The sequence below is a fragment of the Halalkalibacter oceani genome, assembly GCF_040544555.1.
Lineage (GTDB): Bacteria > Bacillota > Bacilli > Bacillales > Bacillaceae_D > Halalkalibacter > Halalkalibacter oceani.
In genome coordinates this window covers 14,905-30,903 of record NZ_JBEPKD010000012.1, presented here as the reverse complement: position 1 = coordinate 30,903, position 15,999 = coordinate 14,905, and the positions used below count along the sequence as shown (strand labels likewise).

Below are 15,999 nucleotides of genomic sequence, written 5' to 3'. Positions count from 1 at the left end.
GTCGTTTCTTCTATGAATACAATAGCGAATATTGCTACAGACGTCAAAGGATCGCCAATAGACTCCTTTGCGACGTTACGCTAAAATAAGGACAATAGCCGTCGACACAAAGGAGTGACTGATCTTGTCTTCTATTACAATCAGACGTTACACAATCGAGGATTACCCGCAGTTATTGGATTTGCAGAAGGAAGCTTTTCCGCCGCCCTTCCCGCCGGAGCTTTGGTGGTCTCCTGAACAGATTCAGGCCCACGTCGACACTTTCCCCGCCGGCGCCCTATTAGCGGAAATAGATGGTACTGTCGTTGGCTCAGCAACCTCGCTTCTGACAACGTATAACGGAAAGCCCCACACGTGGGCCGAGATCGCCGATAATGGCTACATTCGGGCGAGTCACGAGCCTGACGGGGACAGCTTATACGGAATCGATGTGTGCGTCCGCCCGAGCTTTCGCGGCAAAGGTGTCGCCAAAGCGCTCTATGAAGCCCGCAAACAGCTTGTACGTGAGCGCGGCCTCGCCCGTTTTCTCGCCGGCTGCCGCATTCCCGATTATCATAAATATGCCGGCACGCTCTCGCCGGACGAATATGTAAAGGCGGTCGAACGACAGGAAATCAAGGATCTCGTCCTCACGTTCATGCTCAAGCAAGGGTTGACGCCGCTTCAAGTGCTGCCAAACTACGTCGACGACGACGAATCACTCCACAACGCCGTCCTCGTCGAATGGACTAATAACAGCGACTAATGTCGCCGTTGTTAGTAGCAATGTGCGGAGCCGCTGCAAGGTTTTGGAATTTGACAGGAATGGGCTTCTCCTGTCAGATGGGCAGCGTGCAGAGCCATTGCGGCTGCCTTAAACTTTCTAAACGCTAAAAATCCAACAAGCTCCCCTTGTCCTTATCTTCCTCTTTTTCATGGAGTGTCGGCTGGACAAAGCTTAACGGCTTAGGGGTGACGGTCGGCTGGTTGACAGAGGCAGCTTGCTCTTGCTTCTCTGCCCCTTTCAGCAACTGGCAATACGCCTCGATCGCCGTGGCACATTCGCTTACCCGGACCGCCTCGCCGGCAGCCGCCGCCTTTTTCAGCGCCGCAACTTGCACGTCTATATGGTGAATAATTTTCTGTGCAGGTATGTTCATTCAACTCCCTCGCTTTCTTGATATCATCTTAGCATAGGCAGAAAGAGAAGCCTATAAGAGAAAAGCCACCTGTAGCGCTTTTATTTAGAGCATGGCGGAGCCGGCACCTTCCCGCATCACTCCCACACGTTCATCCGTTCTAACCTTAAAAAAGAGACCAACCACCTTTTTCAAGTGATCAGTCTCGTTTGTCCTGTTCCTTTGCAGCGAAAATCGCTTTAATCCCCGCGATATTCACCCCTTGTTCAATAAATCGTTTAATTTCGCGAAACTGCTCGATATCTTCAATCGAAAACATTCGCTGGTTTCCTTCATTGCGTGAGGGCTTCACTAAACCTTGTTCCTCATAATAACGAATTTGTCGTGCAGACAGATTTGTCATTTCCATTACAACTCGAATTGGAAAGCAAGCCTGCTCACGTGGAATATCGGGTTTCACTCCCTCCCCTCCTCCTTCATTCACCTATTCTTTATCTAGACGTTTCTCCTGTACGACCTTTTGCTAAAAAAGTGTAGACGTCCCGCAACGTGTCAAAGCCAGCTTCCCTCGCTAAGTGTATATTTTCCTGCCAAAGTCTTGCTGTCATCAGAGCGTCTTCCTTAGCATGGTGCCTCTTCTGAACTGGAATATTGAAATACTCACAACATTCATCTAACGTAACAAGCTTTTTTGTCGGTACTACCACTTTGGTTAAAAAGGACGTATCGATGATACGGTGCTGAAAGGTTGTTCGTAAAGTTTGCCATGTTGCATGAGACATAAAACTTTTTTCATGACTTGCATGATGAGCGACTAAGGTCGCGTGCCCCGTAAATTGATAAAAATCTGTCAGTACTTCAGCCAAGGGTGGAGAAGCGGCCAGTTCATCCCGTGTAAGGCCCGTCAGCTCAAGCACCTCATCCGACGGCTCCTTTTTACACTGGATCGTTGAGTAAAACGTTTCCTCCGTTAAAATGTCGCTCCCCTTCATTTTCACAGCGCCAATGGATAGAATACAGTCTCCTTTGTCAGGGTAGAAACCGCTCGTTTCCAAATCAAAAACGACAAAAGGCAGCTCTGCCAAACTCTTATCCAATACATCTTCCTGCTTCAGCTCCCGCTGTATTTGACGCAAATGGGAAAGGCGCGCCGCTGCCGACTGCTGCTGCATCGACGTATAAATGGAAGGACTCAGCTTTCCTGATAGCTGCTTCACCAGTTGTACCATGGAATTCATGACCATGTTGATCCACCCTTTTTATAGCGTTTTTCAATTTCCCGGTACAGCTGATGACCTTCCTTTACCCAGCTTTTCAACAGTTGTTTATCTTCATCGTTAAGCTCATGGAGGGAAAGGTGATGGATGTCCCCATACCGCTCTGTCGTCTTTTGCCATTGTAGTCTTTTTTCCAATAATTTCTCAAAAGAAGGCTTCAGCTCCTTAACGGAAGCAAATGCCGGAGAAAGCTCTTCAAATCGCCCAAGCGTCGAAGCAGCGAAGATTTCCTCTTCAATCGCCAGAAGTCTGAGCGCATTGACATAAGGGAACAGGACAATCTGCTTCAAATCAAATTTACCGATATGCTCCCCTTTTGTCTCAACGAGCAATTGATTGAACAGCCCGACCCCTTTCCGCAGCTTCCCTGTATTTTCGGTCAGCCGCGGCAAATAGCCGGGATGCTTCTTCACTTCCTGAAAAAGAAACGACTTTAAATCCTTGACCAGCCTGTCTTCCCCCTGCATCGGACGAGCATCAACAAATGTCAGCGTATGCCGCAGCGTTTCCCATTTATCCTCGCTCAGCCAATGCTTGAGCTGGGCTTCCCAGCTTGAATACGAGCGGCACCAGCGCGGATGCGACGCCATCACTTTACCGTCACATCGCTCATAGCCAACCGCGGCCAACACATCGACAATTTCGTTTCCTAAATGGAGGAAATACTTCTGGTCCTCTTCATTTTCGCTTTCAAACACAATACCATGATCCTGATCGCTCCAAAAAGATTGCTCCAGTCTGCCTCCACTTCCCATTAAAAAGAAAGCAAAGTGAGCAGGAGGCCTGCCCCACTCACTTTCAGTCCTATTTAAAGCGAGACTGACCGCTTTGCCAATTATCTCTTCGTGACTCTGTTGAAGTGAGGTCGAGGTATGCTCCTGCTGATGAATCTTACGAAGACGTTCCTGATACAGCTGCTGTTTACATTCATCCCATTCTTCATTTTGCTTCATCGGATAAACCTTGGCCTCTGACATGCTTACGCTCCTGTGCTTTTATTTTGACCTTGCATGCTTTCAGGATAACCGTAGCTGCCATGCTCACTTAAGTCAAGACCGACAATTTCCTCTTCTTCTGTTACACGCAAGCCGCCAATTAGGGCTTTCGTTACAAGCAACAGGATGTAAGACGCGATAAACGCGAACGCTCCACAAGCGACAACACTTAACGTTTGAACGCCTAACTGGCCAAGTCCTCCGCCATAGAAGAGGCCGGCACTACCACCATTCATTTCGGCAAGCTCAGGTGTCGCAAAGAAACCAGTTGAAATCGTTCCCCAGACCCCGGCTACACCATGAACCGATAAAGCGAAAATCGGATCATCAATCCGGGCTTTATCAAAGAATTTCATACTGAAGAATACGATGAGACCACCAATAATACCGATGATAACAGCTGCCCACGGAGCAACGAACGCACAACTTGCTGTGATCGCAACAAGACCTGCTAAAGCCCCATTTAACATTGTTGGGACATCTGATTTTCCTGTCATCGCCCAAGCAATGAACAGCGCTGCAACCGCACCCGCCGCCGCGGCCAATTGCGTATTTAGAGCTACATATCCGAAGAACGCATCTGCTACTCCTAATGTACTACCTGCGTTAAAACCGAACCAACCGACCCACAGAATCAAAACACCCAATGCCGTGTACACTTGGTTGTGCCCAGCAATTTCGTTGACTGAACCATCTTTGTTGTATTTCCCTAAACGCGGCTTTAATAGAATCGTAGCCGCCAATGCCCCCATTGCACCTGTTAAGTGAACAACCGTTGAGCCGGCAAAGTCTTGCTTTCCTAGCTCAGATAACCAACCTCCGCCCCAAATCCAGTGAGCGACAATCGGATAAACAAAAGCAGTGAATAAGACAGCGAAGACGAGATAAGCTGATAGCTTCGCCCGCTCTGCGAAACCGCCGAAAGCAATCGTTAACGCGATCGCCGCAAACATTACCTGGAAGAAAAAGTCAACCGAACCGACTAACCCTTCTTCTGCTGTCGAAGTATCGCCGAAGAAGAAATCAGACAACCCGATAAACGAATTTCCTTCCCCATAGGCGAAGCCCCATCCGACAGCCCAGTACACGAGCGAAGCAATACCGACTGTGAAAATGGTCTTACCAGCGATATGACCCGCATTTTTCATTCTTGTTGAGCCTGCTTCCAAAAGAATAAATCCACCTTGCATAAATAAAACTAAAATTGCAGCAACCATGACCCAAAGATTATCCATAAGTACTAATGCATCCATTTCTCATCTCTCTCCTCTCATTAATAGAACATGTCAGCGTCAGGGAAGCTGACATCTCTTGTTAGTTCTTATTATACGTTCTTCCTTTTTTGATTCCACACCCTTGTCAGGTTTGCTGACATGCTTTTTGATTTCCAATGTAAGATGGAATGATTTCCGATCACTGAGCCCAAAAAATAATCGCCTTAAAGGCTGGATGTTCAACCTTTAAGGCGATCTGTTTTCCCGCTTATTCCGTTTAAACCCGCACTTTCTTTCTTTCGTTGACCGGCTTTGAAAACCATTTAATTAAAAACGGCAACGCCGCAAACAGCGTTAATACCCTCATCATTTGCAAGGTGGCAACCATCATCGGCTCAACATGGAGCGCCGTCGCGGTCGAAGCCATTTCAGCAGCACCGGCCGGCACGACACTCAAAAGGCTGGTGAAGAACTCAAGCGGCGTCAGTAAGTAAAACAGCCCCGCCAGCCCAAAGCTCATTACAAAATAAAGCGCCAGCGTCATTAAACTGACACCGCCAATTTCTTTCAACTCCAAAAGCGTTTCCTTATCAAACCGGATTCCGATAATCGCCCCCATCAGCCCTTGGGCAATGCCGGAAACAAAGCTGGGAATCTCAAGCGTCGGCACGACCCATTGATGAAAGACAAACCCGAGCGCAATCGCCAGAAACAGCGACGAACCCGGGAGCGGAATCCGCTTCCCGAGCAACAGGGTGACAAGACCGATTCCGCCGATACAGACGAAAGAAAGAAGCGCGTCACCAATCATCACCCCGCCAGCTGAACCATTTTGCGCCGGAATCGGTACGTTTAATCCGATAATGAGTGGTATAAAGAGAACGAACACCGTAATTCTCGTCGTGTGGAACGCAGCCACAACCTGCTGGTCAGCCCCATACTCCTTGCTCAGCGCGATGACTTCCGAAGCGCCACCCGGCATACAGCAAAAAAAAGCCGTGTTCGGATGCAGGCTTGAAAAACGTTGCATGAACTTACCGAGCAGCAATCCCCCTGTGATCGTTAACAGGAACACAAAAACAAAAGGCAGCAACAATGAGCGGTAGGTGATAAACTGCTCGGGAATCACTCTAAAGCCGATTGTTGCGCCAATGATCGCAAGCGCCACTTTAAACAAACTATCAGGAAAATATAATTTTTTTATAAAAAAGGCACAGATAAGGCCCGTGACAAGAGAACCCAGCAACCAGCCTGCGGGAACTTGCCCTAACGCGCATAACCCGCCAACGGTTATCGCAATGATCAGATAAAGGATTTTTTGCATAAGAAGCGCCTCCCGCTTGTTCGACAACTTCACTGTTGCCTCTTTGCTCCTTTATTTTACCACTTTTTCTTTCGGCAGGCAGTTTTTATGAGAAGTCAAGCTCGACAAGCGGTCCATGCTGCTGACCGCCAAAAACATCACCATCGCCAATATCCCCTGAACTGACAGGTCTCGGGAACGAAATTTTGAGAGCTTTCACCTCATCGCAATATATGAGGCTTATCTCTTCCGCTGTTAAATCATATAAAGAAGCAATGAACGCTTTAGACAGCTTGGTGGAATGTTTCACTAACAGATAGTTTTCTTCACTGTCCATAATAATATCAATCGTCAGCATAAAAGGACCGGCGTTTTTTGAGCGAATCAGCTTTGCTACACTTCCTAAAGTCATCATTTTCTTCCCCCTTTACAGCTCAATGTAATCAATCGTAAAAAGTTCTAAAGGATCCTGCACTTCGATAACATGATTAACTGCAAAGCGGAACACTTCTCCCATACTGACATCCGGAGGGGAGAAAGGGAAAGCGACCTGGCTGACTAGACCGGACCATTCCTTTATTGGATGATGGAGGAGCGTATGCCAGGCAATCGCCATAATCGCTTCGCTTTGCTCAGGCGTTTCTGCAATGACTTCGAATAATAGACCAACCTCATGGCCAAATTCCCGCTCCGGCTCTAACCGCCCCATCACCCCGGCCTGTCCATAGACTCTATGGGCCAGCTGATAGTCATTTTCTTCAATTGCCAAGCTATCGCTCACTTTTCTTTTCACAACCCGAAAGGCCTCTTCAAGAAACTCAGACAGCTGCTTCAAAACAAAAGGATCACGGATTCCGCCGATGCAAATCCGGCGATGGCCGACGAGTTCGACGGCCTCCACTCGAATTGTATACTGATCCGCCCGATGAAATTCACTCCCTGCCACTTTGACAGCCCGCTCTCCCTGCTCTGTATACGTGGCTTTGCTCGTATCCAATGTGCCTGAAGGCTCCTTTAAGAAATAAGGATCTGTATTTTCATATAAAAAGTGGGAGAGCACGCTTGCCGGGCTACAGCTCATCTTTTCATTCGGCGGCTCAATCACAAAATGATCCTCCTCGATCGTCGCGAACATGCTGTCTGGATGAAGCCTGTTCACTACACAGCCGGCACCACATTCCAATATTTTCGCAGCATGCCAGACAGCTCCATTTTCTAACCCTTTCATAATCGGAACGGCGGCATAAATGGAAGTATCACTTGAACGCCCGGCAATGATGATTTGCGCGTCATTTTTTAATGCTTCAATATATGGCTCTACCCCCATTTGTCCGACCGCTTTGCTTAGGCGTTTAATCTCTTCCTCACCGAGCTCTGGCGCATTTTCCAACGGCTTTAGTTTTCCTTGTGAATAATAATTCAACAGCTGATCGGTTGAAATCTCGGAATATATTTTCGCAACTCTACAGTGCATCTTTTTTTCCTGAAGAATCTCCGCTACGATCTCGACAGTCCAATCAACGAGTTTATTCGTCCCGGCGGTTCCCGCCGTTCCGATCAGCAGAGGAATTTCGTACTCCAGCGCTCCTTCAATCATATAAGTCAAATCCCGCTTCGTTGCTTCTCGTGAAACCATCGGCTGATCCGCTCCTAAATAATAGGGACCCGGATCAGTGGAACCTGCATCACAGCCTATCACGTCCGGTTTTAAGGAAAGCGCTTTACGAAAGCTTTCAATTGAATACCCGGTCCCTAGCATCCCTGTTCCGGCTACGATTCGAATGACATTCATCTTCTTCCGCCTCCTTTATTCTCAAAAAAACATTCCCGACGGCCAATATAAGCCAATCACACGTCCAAAAAGGAAAATAACTGCGATCGTAATTCCCATCGTTACTGCCGCTTTCACTATTTTGAATCCTGTCTCAATATAAAGAAAGGCGAATAAAAACACTGCTGTGCCAACGATAAAACCAAGGAAGAAAATGAGCACAAGATAACCAACAATCCAACCGATATAAATCAATACTTTCAAACTAGTGGTCGACGAAACATCCGTTGTTTTGCTTCGGCGCTTCAATTGCAACAGTAGATCGATCAAACATACGAGAATCGCAAAAATGGCGATGGTTAATGGGAAATATTTCGCCAATGATTGAAAGTTGGTCGCTTCAATCGCCATGTATCCAAATAAAAGCAGCATGAGTACAGAAAAAACGAGAGACAGCGTCTGCTTTTTTACCTTCATGTTGTCATCCCTCCACCTTTATGTTGACGGTCGCTCACTCTCTTCATATAAAACCCGGCAATAATGATCAAAATGGTGATCAGGCCGATAATGATTACTTTAGGATGAGTGAGCCACGTAAAACCATATCTCGACATGGACAGATGTAAATAACGTTCCGCTGAAGTCGAAAGAACGAAGCCGACGAGTAACGGGGCACGCGGCCAATCGAGGTGTTTCATGCACCATCCAATGAGACCAATTACAATGAAAATTATAAAATCTCCCCAATGCCTGGTGCTTTGATACGCCCCGATCATCATGATGATAAGTAGAAAAGGAACAAGCTTCTCGGCAGGGATTGTGCTGATTTTTGAAATAGGACGGGCCAGTAAAAAACAAATACCTGCCCCGAATATATTCGCTAAAGCAAGAGTCCAGACAATCGTCAACGTGATAGGCAAGTCCGTCGTCAGCATGCTTGGCCCGGCCTCTACCCCGAGAACGATCAGTCCGCCTAATAGGATCGCCGTCGTTCCACTGCCCGGTATACCGAACATTAAGGTCGGAATGAGCGTCCCGCCTTCTTTGGCGTTATTGGCGCTCTCAGGCGCAATGACACCCCGGATGTCTCCCTTGCCAAAGTTCTCAGCATTCTTTGATGTTTGTTTGGCCACACCGTAGCTGATCCAGTCGACCACGCTTCCTCCAAGTCCTGGAATAAAGCCGATAAAAGCTCCCATCACCGCACTGCGGAAGACGAGCCATTTGTTTTTTATAACATCTTTCAACCCTTGCATTCGGTTGCCACCCACGGTCTGCCCTTTGGACACACTTCTTTTTTCAACGAGCAAATCAATCATTTCCGGCAGCGCAAAAAGACCAAGAGCCAACACGGTAAGGGGAATACCATTGAATAAATAAATCCAGTCGAACGTAAACCGGTATTCGGCGGTAGCCGGCGCTCCACCGACGGAGCCCAGCAACATACCAAGTGCCCCCGCAGACAATCCTTTGAAAATGGAATTACCCGCTAAAATTCCGACCATACTCAATCCGAGTATCGCTAGCATAAAGAGTTCCGGGGAACTAAACGCCAATACGAGCGGCCGGCCAATCGGAATCGCTAAAAATAAAATGATGGCGCCGATAACTCCACCGATAATAGAAGAAATAAATGCAGCTCCCAAAGCCCTGGCGGCCTGGCCTTGCTGAGCCAGTGGATAGCCGTCCATAATCGTCGCCTGAGAGCCGGAAGAACCGGGGACCCCAATTAATACAGAAGGGAACGTATCCGCGGTATGGATGACGGCTACCATCCCAATTAACAAGGCAATTCCCGTAAAAGGATCCATTCCGAAAATAAAAGGTAGCAGCAGGGACATCCCGACAGGGCCTCCAAGCCCCGGCAAAAATCCTACTGTGATCCCGACTAAAATGCCTAGAAAAATAAACAAAATCCTCGAGGGATCTAACACGATTAACAGTGCTTCCAATGCTGCTTCAAACAAGATGATACCTCCATTCCTGGTGAATAGCGAATGCTGTAGTCAGACTTTCACTACAGCATTCACCCACTATCTTTTAATCAATTAAACCGGTTACGTCATATTCCTCACGCAAGTAATTTCTTACCCACGCTAATGTTTCTTCATTAATACTCGTCAGTGCACTAATCGCTGACTCCAGATCCTCTCCAACCAACGGATCATACCCACCAAGAATTTCAGCGCCCTCTTCTATAAACTGCTCGTCTGCTACAGCACCCGCTGCACCTTCCTGTAAAGCAGCGACTGCTTCAGGTGGGGCGTCGGCATGAAGCCAAAGTGATTTATGCAAGTTATTGACGATACCGACAAATGCTTTATAGGCTTCCCACGCTTCGCCGGAAGGCTCTTCCCCATACATATCCACATAGACATCTTTTACTGTCGGAATTTCCGGAAAGGCAGGATCACTAACAATATCACCATCACTTCCGGTAAAACCGTAGGTAAAGAGCGGGATCGCTTGCCCGGCTTCTACCATTGGCGTAACATCACTTTGATAAGCCGTTCCACTTTGATAGTCAAGATTTGTTTCTCCTTGTTCAAAGGCGATCCGTGACGCTCCTGCTCCTTCATAGCCAAAAATGATCTGAATGTTATCCTTCACTCCCAATACTTCCAAGGCAAGTAAGGTCATGACGTCGATGCCTGTAGGAGAGGTTGCTCCGAGAATTAATTCCTGATCTGTATCCAGTAAATCCTTTCCTTCTGTTAATCCTGTATCAGGGGAGGTGTACAGAACTACCCCGTTTGGCGTGCCAATGATTGGCTTAAGTTCTCTCAAATCGTAACGAACCGCTTCCTGACCAATTAAGAACGGGATCTTCGTCGAAGCGCTTGTAGCTAAAGCGGTTAATCCATCTGGCTCGCGTAAATCGACATATTCATTGGCGCCGTTTATACTTCCTCCTCCTTCAATATTCACCACTTGAAGGGCAGGATTCCCTTCCGTGTGCTCCTTCATATACTGGGCCAAATACCTAAACAGCGTATCTGTTCCGCCTCCCGCACTAAATGGTACAATAACTTCTAACGTCTCCCCATCGTAAAATGCTCCATCCCCACTGCCTGTCTCACTTCCACTTCCATTTTCTGAGGAAGAGGACGAATTACAGGCTGCTAAAAACAATAAACTTACAATCATGACAACAAACCAATTTTTCATTTTCTTAGACTTCATACAATAATTCCTCCTTAAAAACTTTCCTATTTTGTAAAACAACGCGCTCCATCCAAATCGTATGCGCTTACATTTATTGGAGGTTGACCTCCGGAATGCAATCAATCGCATGGGGAATAAATAGAGTCTCTGCTGCATCACCCATTATATGATAGCCCTTATTCAAGGCTTCCTCTAGTGTTGAAGCATAAATAAAAAACATATCTTCAACTAAAGCAGGATCGATTTGCGGATCGACAAGAATAACATGATGATTCTTAAGCGCTCGTGCCAGCATAAAAGCCTTCGAAGAGTGATCGGGAGTAAAACCAACTCTTTCAAATGTATCAATCACTTCCTGAGGGTCGCTGGCTTCCACCAGCCATTTCGCATACTTGCCCACTCCGTCACGGCATTCTGCCACGAGGATAATGACGCCTCCTTTTTTTGTGACGACCTCTGCCGCTGACAGCGCTTTTTGCGCCTGATGGAGATCGAAATCCTTTGGGTAGCCTCCCGGACTGGTAATGACAATGTCATAATAACGATCCACTTTCACCTTCCAGCTTTTATCACAAATGCTTACCCCTTCAGCGTGAGCCTGCTCCAAATCTCCTGCGACCACAGAGACAATCTCTTTCTTACTGTTCTTCACTACATTCAAAATAAAATCGACGCCGACCCGCTTGGCCGCTTCAAGCGCTTCATCATGAAATGGATTATCGATCATTTGTCCAAGAATCGGATGATAGGATCTTATCGGAAAGGAATGATGCTTTGTCAGCGCCTCAATTCCGGCCACTCCAGGCATTATGCTTTTTCTTCCTCCACTGTAACCAGCCGATTGATGCGGAGTAATAATTCCCGTTAAGATCCGGACAGATGCCTCGGCCACGTACCGATTGACAATAATCGGCAAGCCTCTTTTCGTAAAACCGAGATGAACCAGATTCTTTTCATCGTAGCAATCATGATTAATGATTTTCACCCGGCTGTAGACCTTTTCACCAACCATCCTTTTTAATTCTTCTTCTGTATTCGGACGATGATTTCCTAAAGCAACAACTAACGTCACTTGATCATCTGTAATCCCGGCTTTTTCAATCTCCTTCAGCATTTCTTCAACGAATAAGTCTGTCGGACTCGGCCTTGTAATATCATTGATGACAATTACAATCGATTCTTTCCCCATACATATTTCTCTCAAGGAGGGACTTCCTGTCGGATGTTTTAACTTCCTCGCCATTTCCGCGCGCGGGTTCGGCAACGGCGGCATATCAATTGGTAATAACACCCTCGAATTCTCCGGTTTTTCGATTTGTTTCTGTTTCTCTCCATAAGGAATCTCTATCTTATCCATATTTGTTCACCTTTCCTCGACGTGCTTTCAGCACCTTTCAGCTCTATTTCTCAATTAATGGTAACGTTTTCATTTTACTGGAATAAACAACTCACCTTTCATAATTTTCCTGGCTGTGCGGGTTAATCCAACATAAGCGATATCCGTTAAGTCTTCTGTCAGGGCGGCCCGTACCTCTACGATGCCTTCTGCGTGACCGATACGAATGATTTTCTCCCCTTGCTCCGCTCGCTGATAAAAGCGGGAAAGCCGATTTGGCAACGTGCCCGGGAGCAATACGGCGGCTGCTAAATTAAGAAGGCCGCTTCCGGCAAACGTCCGGTGTACTCGTTCCATCGAGATCATTCGCGCAACGATATCCACGTCTTCTCGCTTTATTCGCTTTTTTGCTGCTGTAAAATAATCATGTGGTTCGGCGACGAAGGCGATTTTCGGCACTGCCGGGCTTTTTTGTCTTGCTTCCTCCACTGTGGCGACCATTCCACTTTGAACAGCAGCTTCACTTCTAATCGCTTCTAAACGCTCCATTACATTCGTGTCTGCTGATAGCTCTTGATTGTTTTCCGTTCCTCTTATCCCTAAATCCTCACTGCGCACATAAATAAATGGGTTAACTGCATCGACAAACGTCAGCTCGTATGACTTTTCCCAGTTCGGCTTCTCCATTGTAAAGGTTTCTCCCAACGGCAATATCCGCCCTGTCTTTCCGCCGCCTGGCGTGAGAATATTCACTTGATAAGCGGCTCCTTCATTGACAAGCCCCGGCATCAGAAAATCGCCATTTACTTTCGCCTCACCATTTTGTACAGGTACACGAATCCCGATTTTCTTTTTCATATTCGTGTTATAAACGACGACATCGGCATGCTGCTGATGATCTGATACTGATATAAGCTTTTCATTGACAGCAAAGGCTCCTACCGCTGCCATCAGGTTTCCGCACGTTCCGTTATCATCCACGACTTCCCGGCCGATCCCGATTTGATAAAAAGTATAATCAATATCCACCTCTGCTGATGATGAAGGTGCAATAACGACGACCTTGCTCGTATGGGAGGTACCGCTACCAAGGCCATCAATTTGTGAAAGATTATATGCATCTATTCCTGAAAGGAAAATCCTGTTCATTTTTTCCATGTCGCCAGGCAAATCCCGCTTATGAAAAAACAGCCCCCGACTCGTCCCCCCTCTGTACACAGAGCAAGGTATTGAAAATTGCGTCATAGGCTCACCCCCTGCTTAGGAATCGCTTAAATTTTCTGTATTATTACTATAATAAAGGCTTAGAAATCAGTAAAATATATTAATTCTATCTAAATCGATAACCTTTACTTATGGCTGTTCGTTAAACTGTTAATATAATTTTTAACAGCTTCAACATTTCCAACAATGCTCTCGTAGCGCTTTTCATCGGCTACAATCTTTTGCTTCGCGGCGTTTACCGTCTGCTCTTCCACTTCCTGTGGAATGATGATAACCCCATCTGCATCACCGACGACAATGTCACCTGGTCGTACAGCAACCCCTCCGCATGAGATAGGCACATTGGTCTCTCCTCGTCCATGTTTCTGACTCGCTGCTATTGTCGAGCCTTTGCAGAATACGGGAAACTCCAGACGGTTGATCGCTTGAATATCGCGAATCACACCATCAGCTACCAGTCCACGCAGTCCCATTGTTTTCGCCATCGCCACGACAAAATCTCCCGCCACAGCATGATGCTGGTCACCTCTCCCATCGACGACCAGGACTTCGCCTCCTTTCGCTTGGCTAATTGCTTGCAAAAGCAGAAAGTTATCAGCACCAGCTAGTTTAACAGTTAAGGCTTTCCCATACACATAGCTTTCCGGCTTCAATGGCTTTATTGATGTATCCATTGTATTCAGCCCTTGCAAAGCATCGGCCACCGCCGTTGTCGGGATTCGTTGAAATCCGTCAGTCTCCATTCACTTCCCTCCCCTTTTTCCAAAATTCAAACATTTGCTTTGACTTATGTTCATTTTATCGAGCTTGAGAAATAAGTAAAATATAACATTCTTATAAATATTGATAGATTTTGGTTATGTCAGATTAGTAAAGTCCAAGTATAATAGAAGAAAGAGATAGAAGCAATGGGGGGGGAGAGTTCGTGAGGGATCAGGACTGGCAAATTATAAAGGTACTTTTTCAAACGAAAAACATTACAAAAGCGGCTAACCAGTTATTTATCTCCCAGCCTGCTTTAACAAACCGGATTCAGCAAATAGAAAAGGAATTCGGTGTCCAATTAATTCATCGTGGAAGAAGAGGGGTTCATTTCACATCAGAAGGAGAATATCTGGCCAAAACGGCAGATGAAATGCTGTTAAAAATCAGGCTGATTAAAGAGGATGTAAAGAATATTGGCAAGGATGTCACCGGAACATTACGAATCGCTGTTTCCCACATTTTCACTAGATACAAACTTCCGCGCCTGTTAAAGCTGTTTCACAATCTTTATCCGGATGTGGAGTTTCAAGTGATTGCTGGCCGCAGCAAAGATGTCTTTCAGCTAGTGAGTAACAATGATGTCCACATCGGCTTTGTCAGAGGGGATTATACGTGGCATGAAAGCAAGCATTTATTATTTGAAGAAACGATTTGCGTCGCTTCACAGAGGAATATCTCGATGGAAAATCTGCCGTCGTTGGCGAGAGTCAATTATCAGACCGAACCATTATTAAAAACGACAATTGATAACTGGTGGAGGGAAAATTACTCTCAGCCTCCCCTTATCGGGATGGAGGTCGATAAGGTAGATACATGCAAGGAGATGGTCATTCACGGATTAGGCTACGGAATTTTTCCAAGCGCGATCCTTGATGACCGGCAGGACCTTTATAAAATGGATCTGCTCGATAAAGATGGCAAACCCGTTATTCGCAAAACTTGGATGATCGTTAAAGATGACACCTTACAACTTAACATTGTCAATGCTTTCGTTGAATTCGTTGCGGAGTTAGATGTGCGCCATTTATGACTCCAGCTAACTCCGCCTTCCCTTATTCTGAAACGGTTTGCGGCAGCTGCCAATCGATCCCTTCTTCACCCATCTTCTCCAGCAAATGATTGATCTTTGAGAACGGCCGGCTACCGAAAAATCCTTTGTTCGCGGAGAATGGACTTGGGTGAGGAGCTTCGAGAATATAATGGCGGGAATTCGTAATCAGTGCTTTCTTCTCCTGGGCGTGACGGCCCCACAGTACAAAGATAACCGGTCGTTCCCGTTCATTAAGCGCCTTTATTACAGCGTCGGTAAATTGTTCCCATCCTTTGCCGCGATGCGATCCCGCCTCTCCCTTTCTGACAGTCAGCACCGTGTTTAAAAGCAGGACGCCCTGCTTGGCCCAGGGAACTAAATAGCCGTGATCCGGAATCCGGCAACCAAGGTCAGCATGTAATTCTTTATACATATTTTGCAGCGATGGCGGAACCTTGACTCCGGGCTTGACCGAAAAGCTGAGCCCGTGAGCCTGATTCGGGCCATGGTAAGGATCCTGGCCAAGAATCACCACTTTCGTTTCCGAATAATCGATATAGTGCAAAGCATTGAACAAGTCATACATCGACGGATAAATTACCCGTGTCTTATATTCCTCTTTTAAGAAATCCCGTAATCTTTGATAATAAGCCTTGGAAAATTCATCACCTATTATCTCATTCCATTCATTTTTTAAAATGCTCATACTAGACTCCTTTCCTGCCGTTTCTCCTAGTTTACCAGAAAATAAGCGGCGTTGTTTTTCATGAAAAAAGAGATGGATCAAAAGGGAAGGCCGTC

17 protein-coding genes are annotated in these 15,999 nt (G+C 46.5%); 2 read left to right on the top strand and 15 right to left on the bottom strand.

Features of this window, described 5'->3' with window-relative positions; genetic code table 11:
- The first annotated feature begins 124 nt into the window (after window positions 1-124).
- The gene (locus tag ABMB67_RS13745) at window positions 125-745 is read left to right on the top strand and encodes a GNAT family N-acetyltransferase (RefSeq protein WP_251222993.1); all 621 of its coding nucleotides are present in this window, start codon (window positions 125-127) and stop codon (window positions 743-745) included.
- A 124-nt stretch (window positions 746-869) separates the two neighbouring features.
- Here the strand turns inward: ABMB67_RS13745 and ABMB67_RS13740 are convergent, their stop codons facing one another.
- The 14 genes from ABMB67_RS13740 to ABMB67_RS13675 form a co-directional block, all read right to left on the bottom strand.
- Window positions 870-1,139: a DUF5327 family protein gene (locus tag ABMB67_RS13740; protein ID WP_251222992.1), complete on the bottom strand. Its 270-nt coding sequence runs from the start codon at window positions 1,137-1,139 to the stop codon at window positions 870-872.
- Window positions 1,140-1,317: 178 nt separating this feature from the next.
- Entirely contained in the window at window positions 1,318-1,578 is a 261-nt protein-coding gene (locus ABMB67_RS13735) for a MerR family transcriptional regulator (RefSeq protein ID WP_349775612.1), read from the bottom strand.
- Between the two features lie 31 nt (window positions 1,579-1,609).
- The gene (locus tag ABMB67_RS13730; RefSeq protein WP_251222991.1) at window positions 1,610-2,362 is read right to left on the bottom strand and encodes a 3'-5' exonuclease; all 753 of its coding nucleotides are present in this window, start codon (window positions 2,360-2,362) and stop codon (window positions 1,610-1,612) included.
- A complete protein-coding gene (locus ABMB67_RS13725; protein WP_251222990.1) occupies window positions 2,353-3,372 on the bottom strand; it encodes a DUF294 nucleotidyltransferase-like domain-containing protein in 1,020 nt (339 codons plus the stop codon). Before ABMB67_RS13725 ends, ABMB67_RS13730 begins: the two co-directional genes overlap by 10 nt.
- 2 nt (window positions 3,373-3,374) lie before the next feature.
- Complete coding sequence (locus ABMB67_RS13720) at window positions 3,375-4,643, bottom strand: ammonium transporter (RefSeq protein WP_251222989.1); 1,269 nt, start codon at window positions 4,641-4,643, stop codon at window positions 3,375-3,377.
- A 238-nt stretch (window positions 4,644-4,881) separates the two neighbouring features.
- Window positions 4,882-5,928 carry an AbrB family transcriptional regulator gene (locus tag ABMB67_RS13715; RefSeq protein WP_354572423.1) on the bottom strand — a complete coding sequence of 349 codons (1,047 nt, stop codon included), beginning with the start codon at window positions 5,926-5,928 and terminating at the stop codon, window positions 4,882-4,884.
- An 85-nt stretch (window positions 5,929-6,013) separates the two neighbouring features.
- Entirely contained in the window at window positions 6,014-6,322 is a 309-nt protein-coding gene (locus tag ABMB67_RS13710) for a DUF4387 domain-containing protein (protein ID WP_251222987.1), read from the bottom strand.
- A 12-nt stretch (window positions 6,323-6,334) separates the two neighbouring features.
- Complete coding sequence (locus ABMB67_RS13705) at window positions 6,335-7,699, bottom strand: acyclic terpene utilization AtuA family protein (protein ID WP_354572422.1); 1,365 nt, start codon at window positions 7,697-7,699, stop codon at window positions 6,335-6,337.
- A 21-nt stretch (window positions 7,700-7,720) separates the two neighbouring features.
- Window positions 7,721-8,155 (bottom strand): tripartite tricarboxylate transporter TctB family protein, encoded by a 435-nt coding sequence (locus ABMB67_RS13700; protein WP_354572421.1) that lies wholly within the window; start codon window positions 8,153-8,155, stop codon window positions 7,721-7,723.
- Window positions 8,152-9,645 (bottom strand): tripartite tricarboxylate transporter permease, encoded by a 1,494-nt coding sequence (locus ABMB67_RS13695; protein ID WP_354572420.1) that lies wholly within the window; start codon window positions 9,643-9,645, stop codon window positions 8,152-8,154. The genes ABMB67_RS13700 and ABMB67_RS13695 overlap by 4 nt, the downstream gene beginning before the upstream one ends.
- A 73-nt stretch (window positions 9,646-9,718) precedes the next feature.
- Window positions 9,719-10,861 carry a hypothetical protein gene (locus tag ABMB67_RS13690; RefSeq protein WP_354572419.1) on the bottom strand — a complete coding sequence of 381 codons (1,143 nt, stop codon included), beginning with the start codon at window positions 10,859-10,861 and terminating at the stop codon, window positions 9,719-9,721.
- A gap of 73 nt (window positions 10,862-10,934) precedes the next feature.
- Entirely contained in the window at window positions 10,935-12,200 is a 1,266-nt protein-coding gene (locus tag ABMB67_RS13685) for a nickel-dependent lactate racemase family protein (protein ID WP_354572418.1), read from the bottom strand.
- 69 nt (window positions 12,201-12,269) lie between these two features.
- Window positions 12,270-13,424, bottom strand: coding sequence for a PrpF domain-containing protein (locus ABMB67_RS13680; RefSeq protein ID WP_354572417.1), 1,155 nt, complete (start codon window positions 13,422-13,424; stop codon window positions 12,270-12,272).
- A 104-nt stretch (window positions 13,425-13,528) separates the two neighbouring features.
- On the bottom strand, window positions 13,529-14,146 hold the full coding sequence (locus ABMB67_RS13675; protein ID WP_354572416.1) for an RraA family protein: 618 nt from the start codon (window positions 14,144-14,146) through the stop codon (window positions 13,529-13,531).
- A 182-nt stretch (window positions 14,147-14,328) separates the two neighbouring features.
- Here ABMB67_RS13675 and ABMB67_RS13670 point away from each other — a divergent pair, with 182 nt between their 5' ends.
- Window positions 14,329-15,198, top strand: a complete 870-nt coding sequence (locus tag ABMB67_RS13670; RefSeq protein ID WP_251222979.1) for a LysR family transcriptional regulator — start codon at window positions 14,329-14,331, stop codon at window positions 15,196-15,198.
- A gap of 22 nt (window positions 15,199-15,220) precedes the next feature.
- Here the strand turns inward: ABMB67_RS13670 and ABMB67_RS13665 are convergent, their stop codons facing one another.
- Window positions 15,221-15,904 (bottom strand): uracil-DNA glycosylase, encoded by a 684-nt coding sequence (locus tag ABMB67_RS13665; RefSeq protein ID WP_354572415.1) that lies wholly within the window; start codon window positions 15,902-15,904, stop codon window positions 15,221-15,223.
- Window positions 15,905-15,999: the final 95 nt, after the last annotated feature.

Excerpts from the sequence above, each read along its gene's own strand:
- ABMB67_RS13690 (WP_354572419.1), bottom strand. The coding sequence starts at position 10,861 with ATGAAGTCTAAGAAAATGAAAAATTGGTTTGTTGTCATGATTGTAAGT.
- ABMB67_RS13685 (WP_354572418.1), bottom strand. The coding sequence starts at position 12,200 with ATGGATAAGATAGAGATTCCTTATGGAGAGAAACAGAAACAAATCGAA.
- ABMB67_RS13680 (WP_354572417.1), bottom strand. The coding sequence starts at position 13,424 with ATGACGCAATTTTCAATACCTTGCTCTGTGTACAGAGGGGGGACGAGT.
- ABMB67_RS13705 (WP_354572422.1), bottom strand. The coding sequence starts at position 7,699 with ATGAATGTCATTCGAATCGTAGCCGGAACAGGGATGCTAGGGACCGGG.
- ABMB67_RS13700 (WP_354572421.1), bottom strand. The coding sequence starts at position 8,155 with ATGAAGGTAAAAAAGCAGACGCTGTCTCTCGTTTTTTCTGTACTCATG.
- ABMB67_RS13725 (WP_251222990.1), bottom strand. The coding sequence starts at position 3,372 with ATGTCAGAGGCCAAGGTTTATCCGATGAAGCAAAATGAAGAATGGGAT.
- ABMB67_RS13665 (WP_354572415.1), bottom strand. The coding sequence starts at position 15,904 with ATGAGCATTTTAAAAAATGAATGGAATGAGATAATAGGTGATGAATTT.
- ABMB67_RS13730 (WP_251222991.1), bottom strand. The coding sequence starts at position 2,362 with ATGGTCATGAATTCCATGGTACAACTGGTGAAGCAGCTATCAGGAAAG.
- ABMB67_RS13720 (WP_251222989.1), bottom strand. The coding sequence starts at position 4,643 with ATGGATGCATTAGTACTTATGGATAATCTTTGGGTCATGGTTGCTGCA.
- ABMB67_RS13740 (WP_251222992.1), bottom strand. The coding sequence starts at position 1,139 with ATGAACATACCTGCACAGAAAATTATTCACCATATAGACGTGCAAGTT.
- ABMB67_RS13675 (WP_354572416.1), bottom strand. The coding sequence starts at position 14,146 with ATGGAGACTGACGGATTTCAACGAATCCCGACAACGGCGGTGGCCGAT.
- ABMB67_RS13710 (WP_251222987.1), bottom strand. The coding sequence starts at position 6,322 with ATGATGACTTTAGGAAGTGTAGCAAAGCTGATTCGCTCAAAAAACGCC.
- ABMB67_RS13715 (WP_354572423.1), bottom strand. The coding sequence starts at position 5,928 with ATGCAAAAAATCCTTTATCTGATCATTGCGATAACCGTTGGCGGGTTA.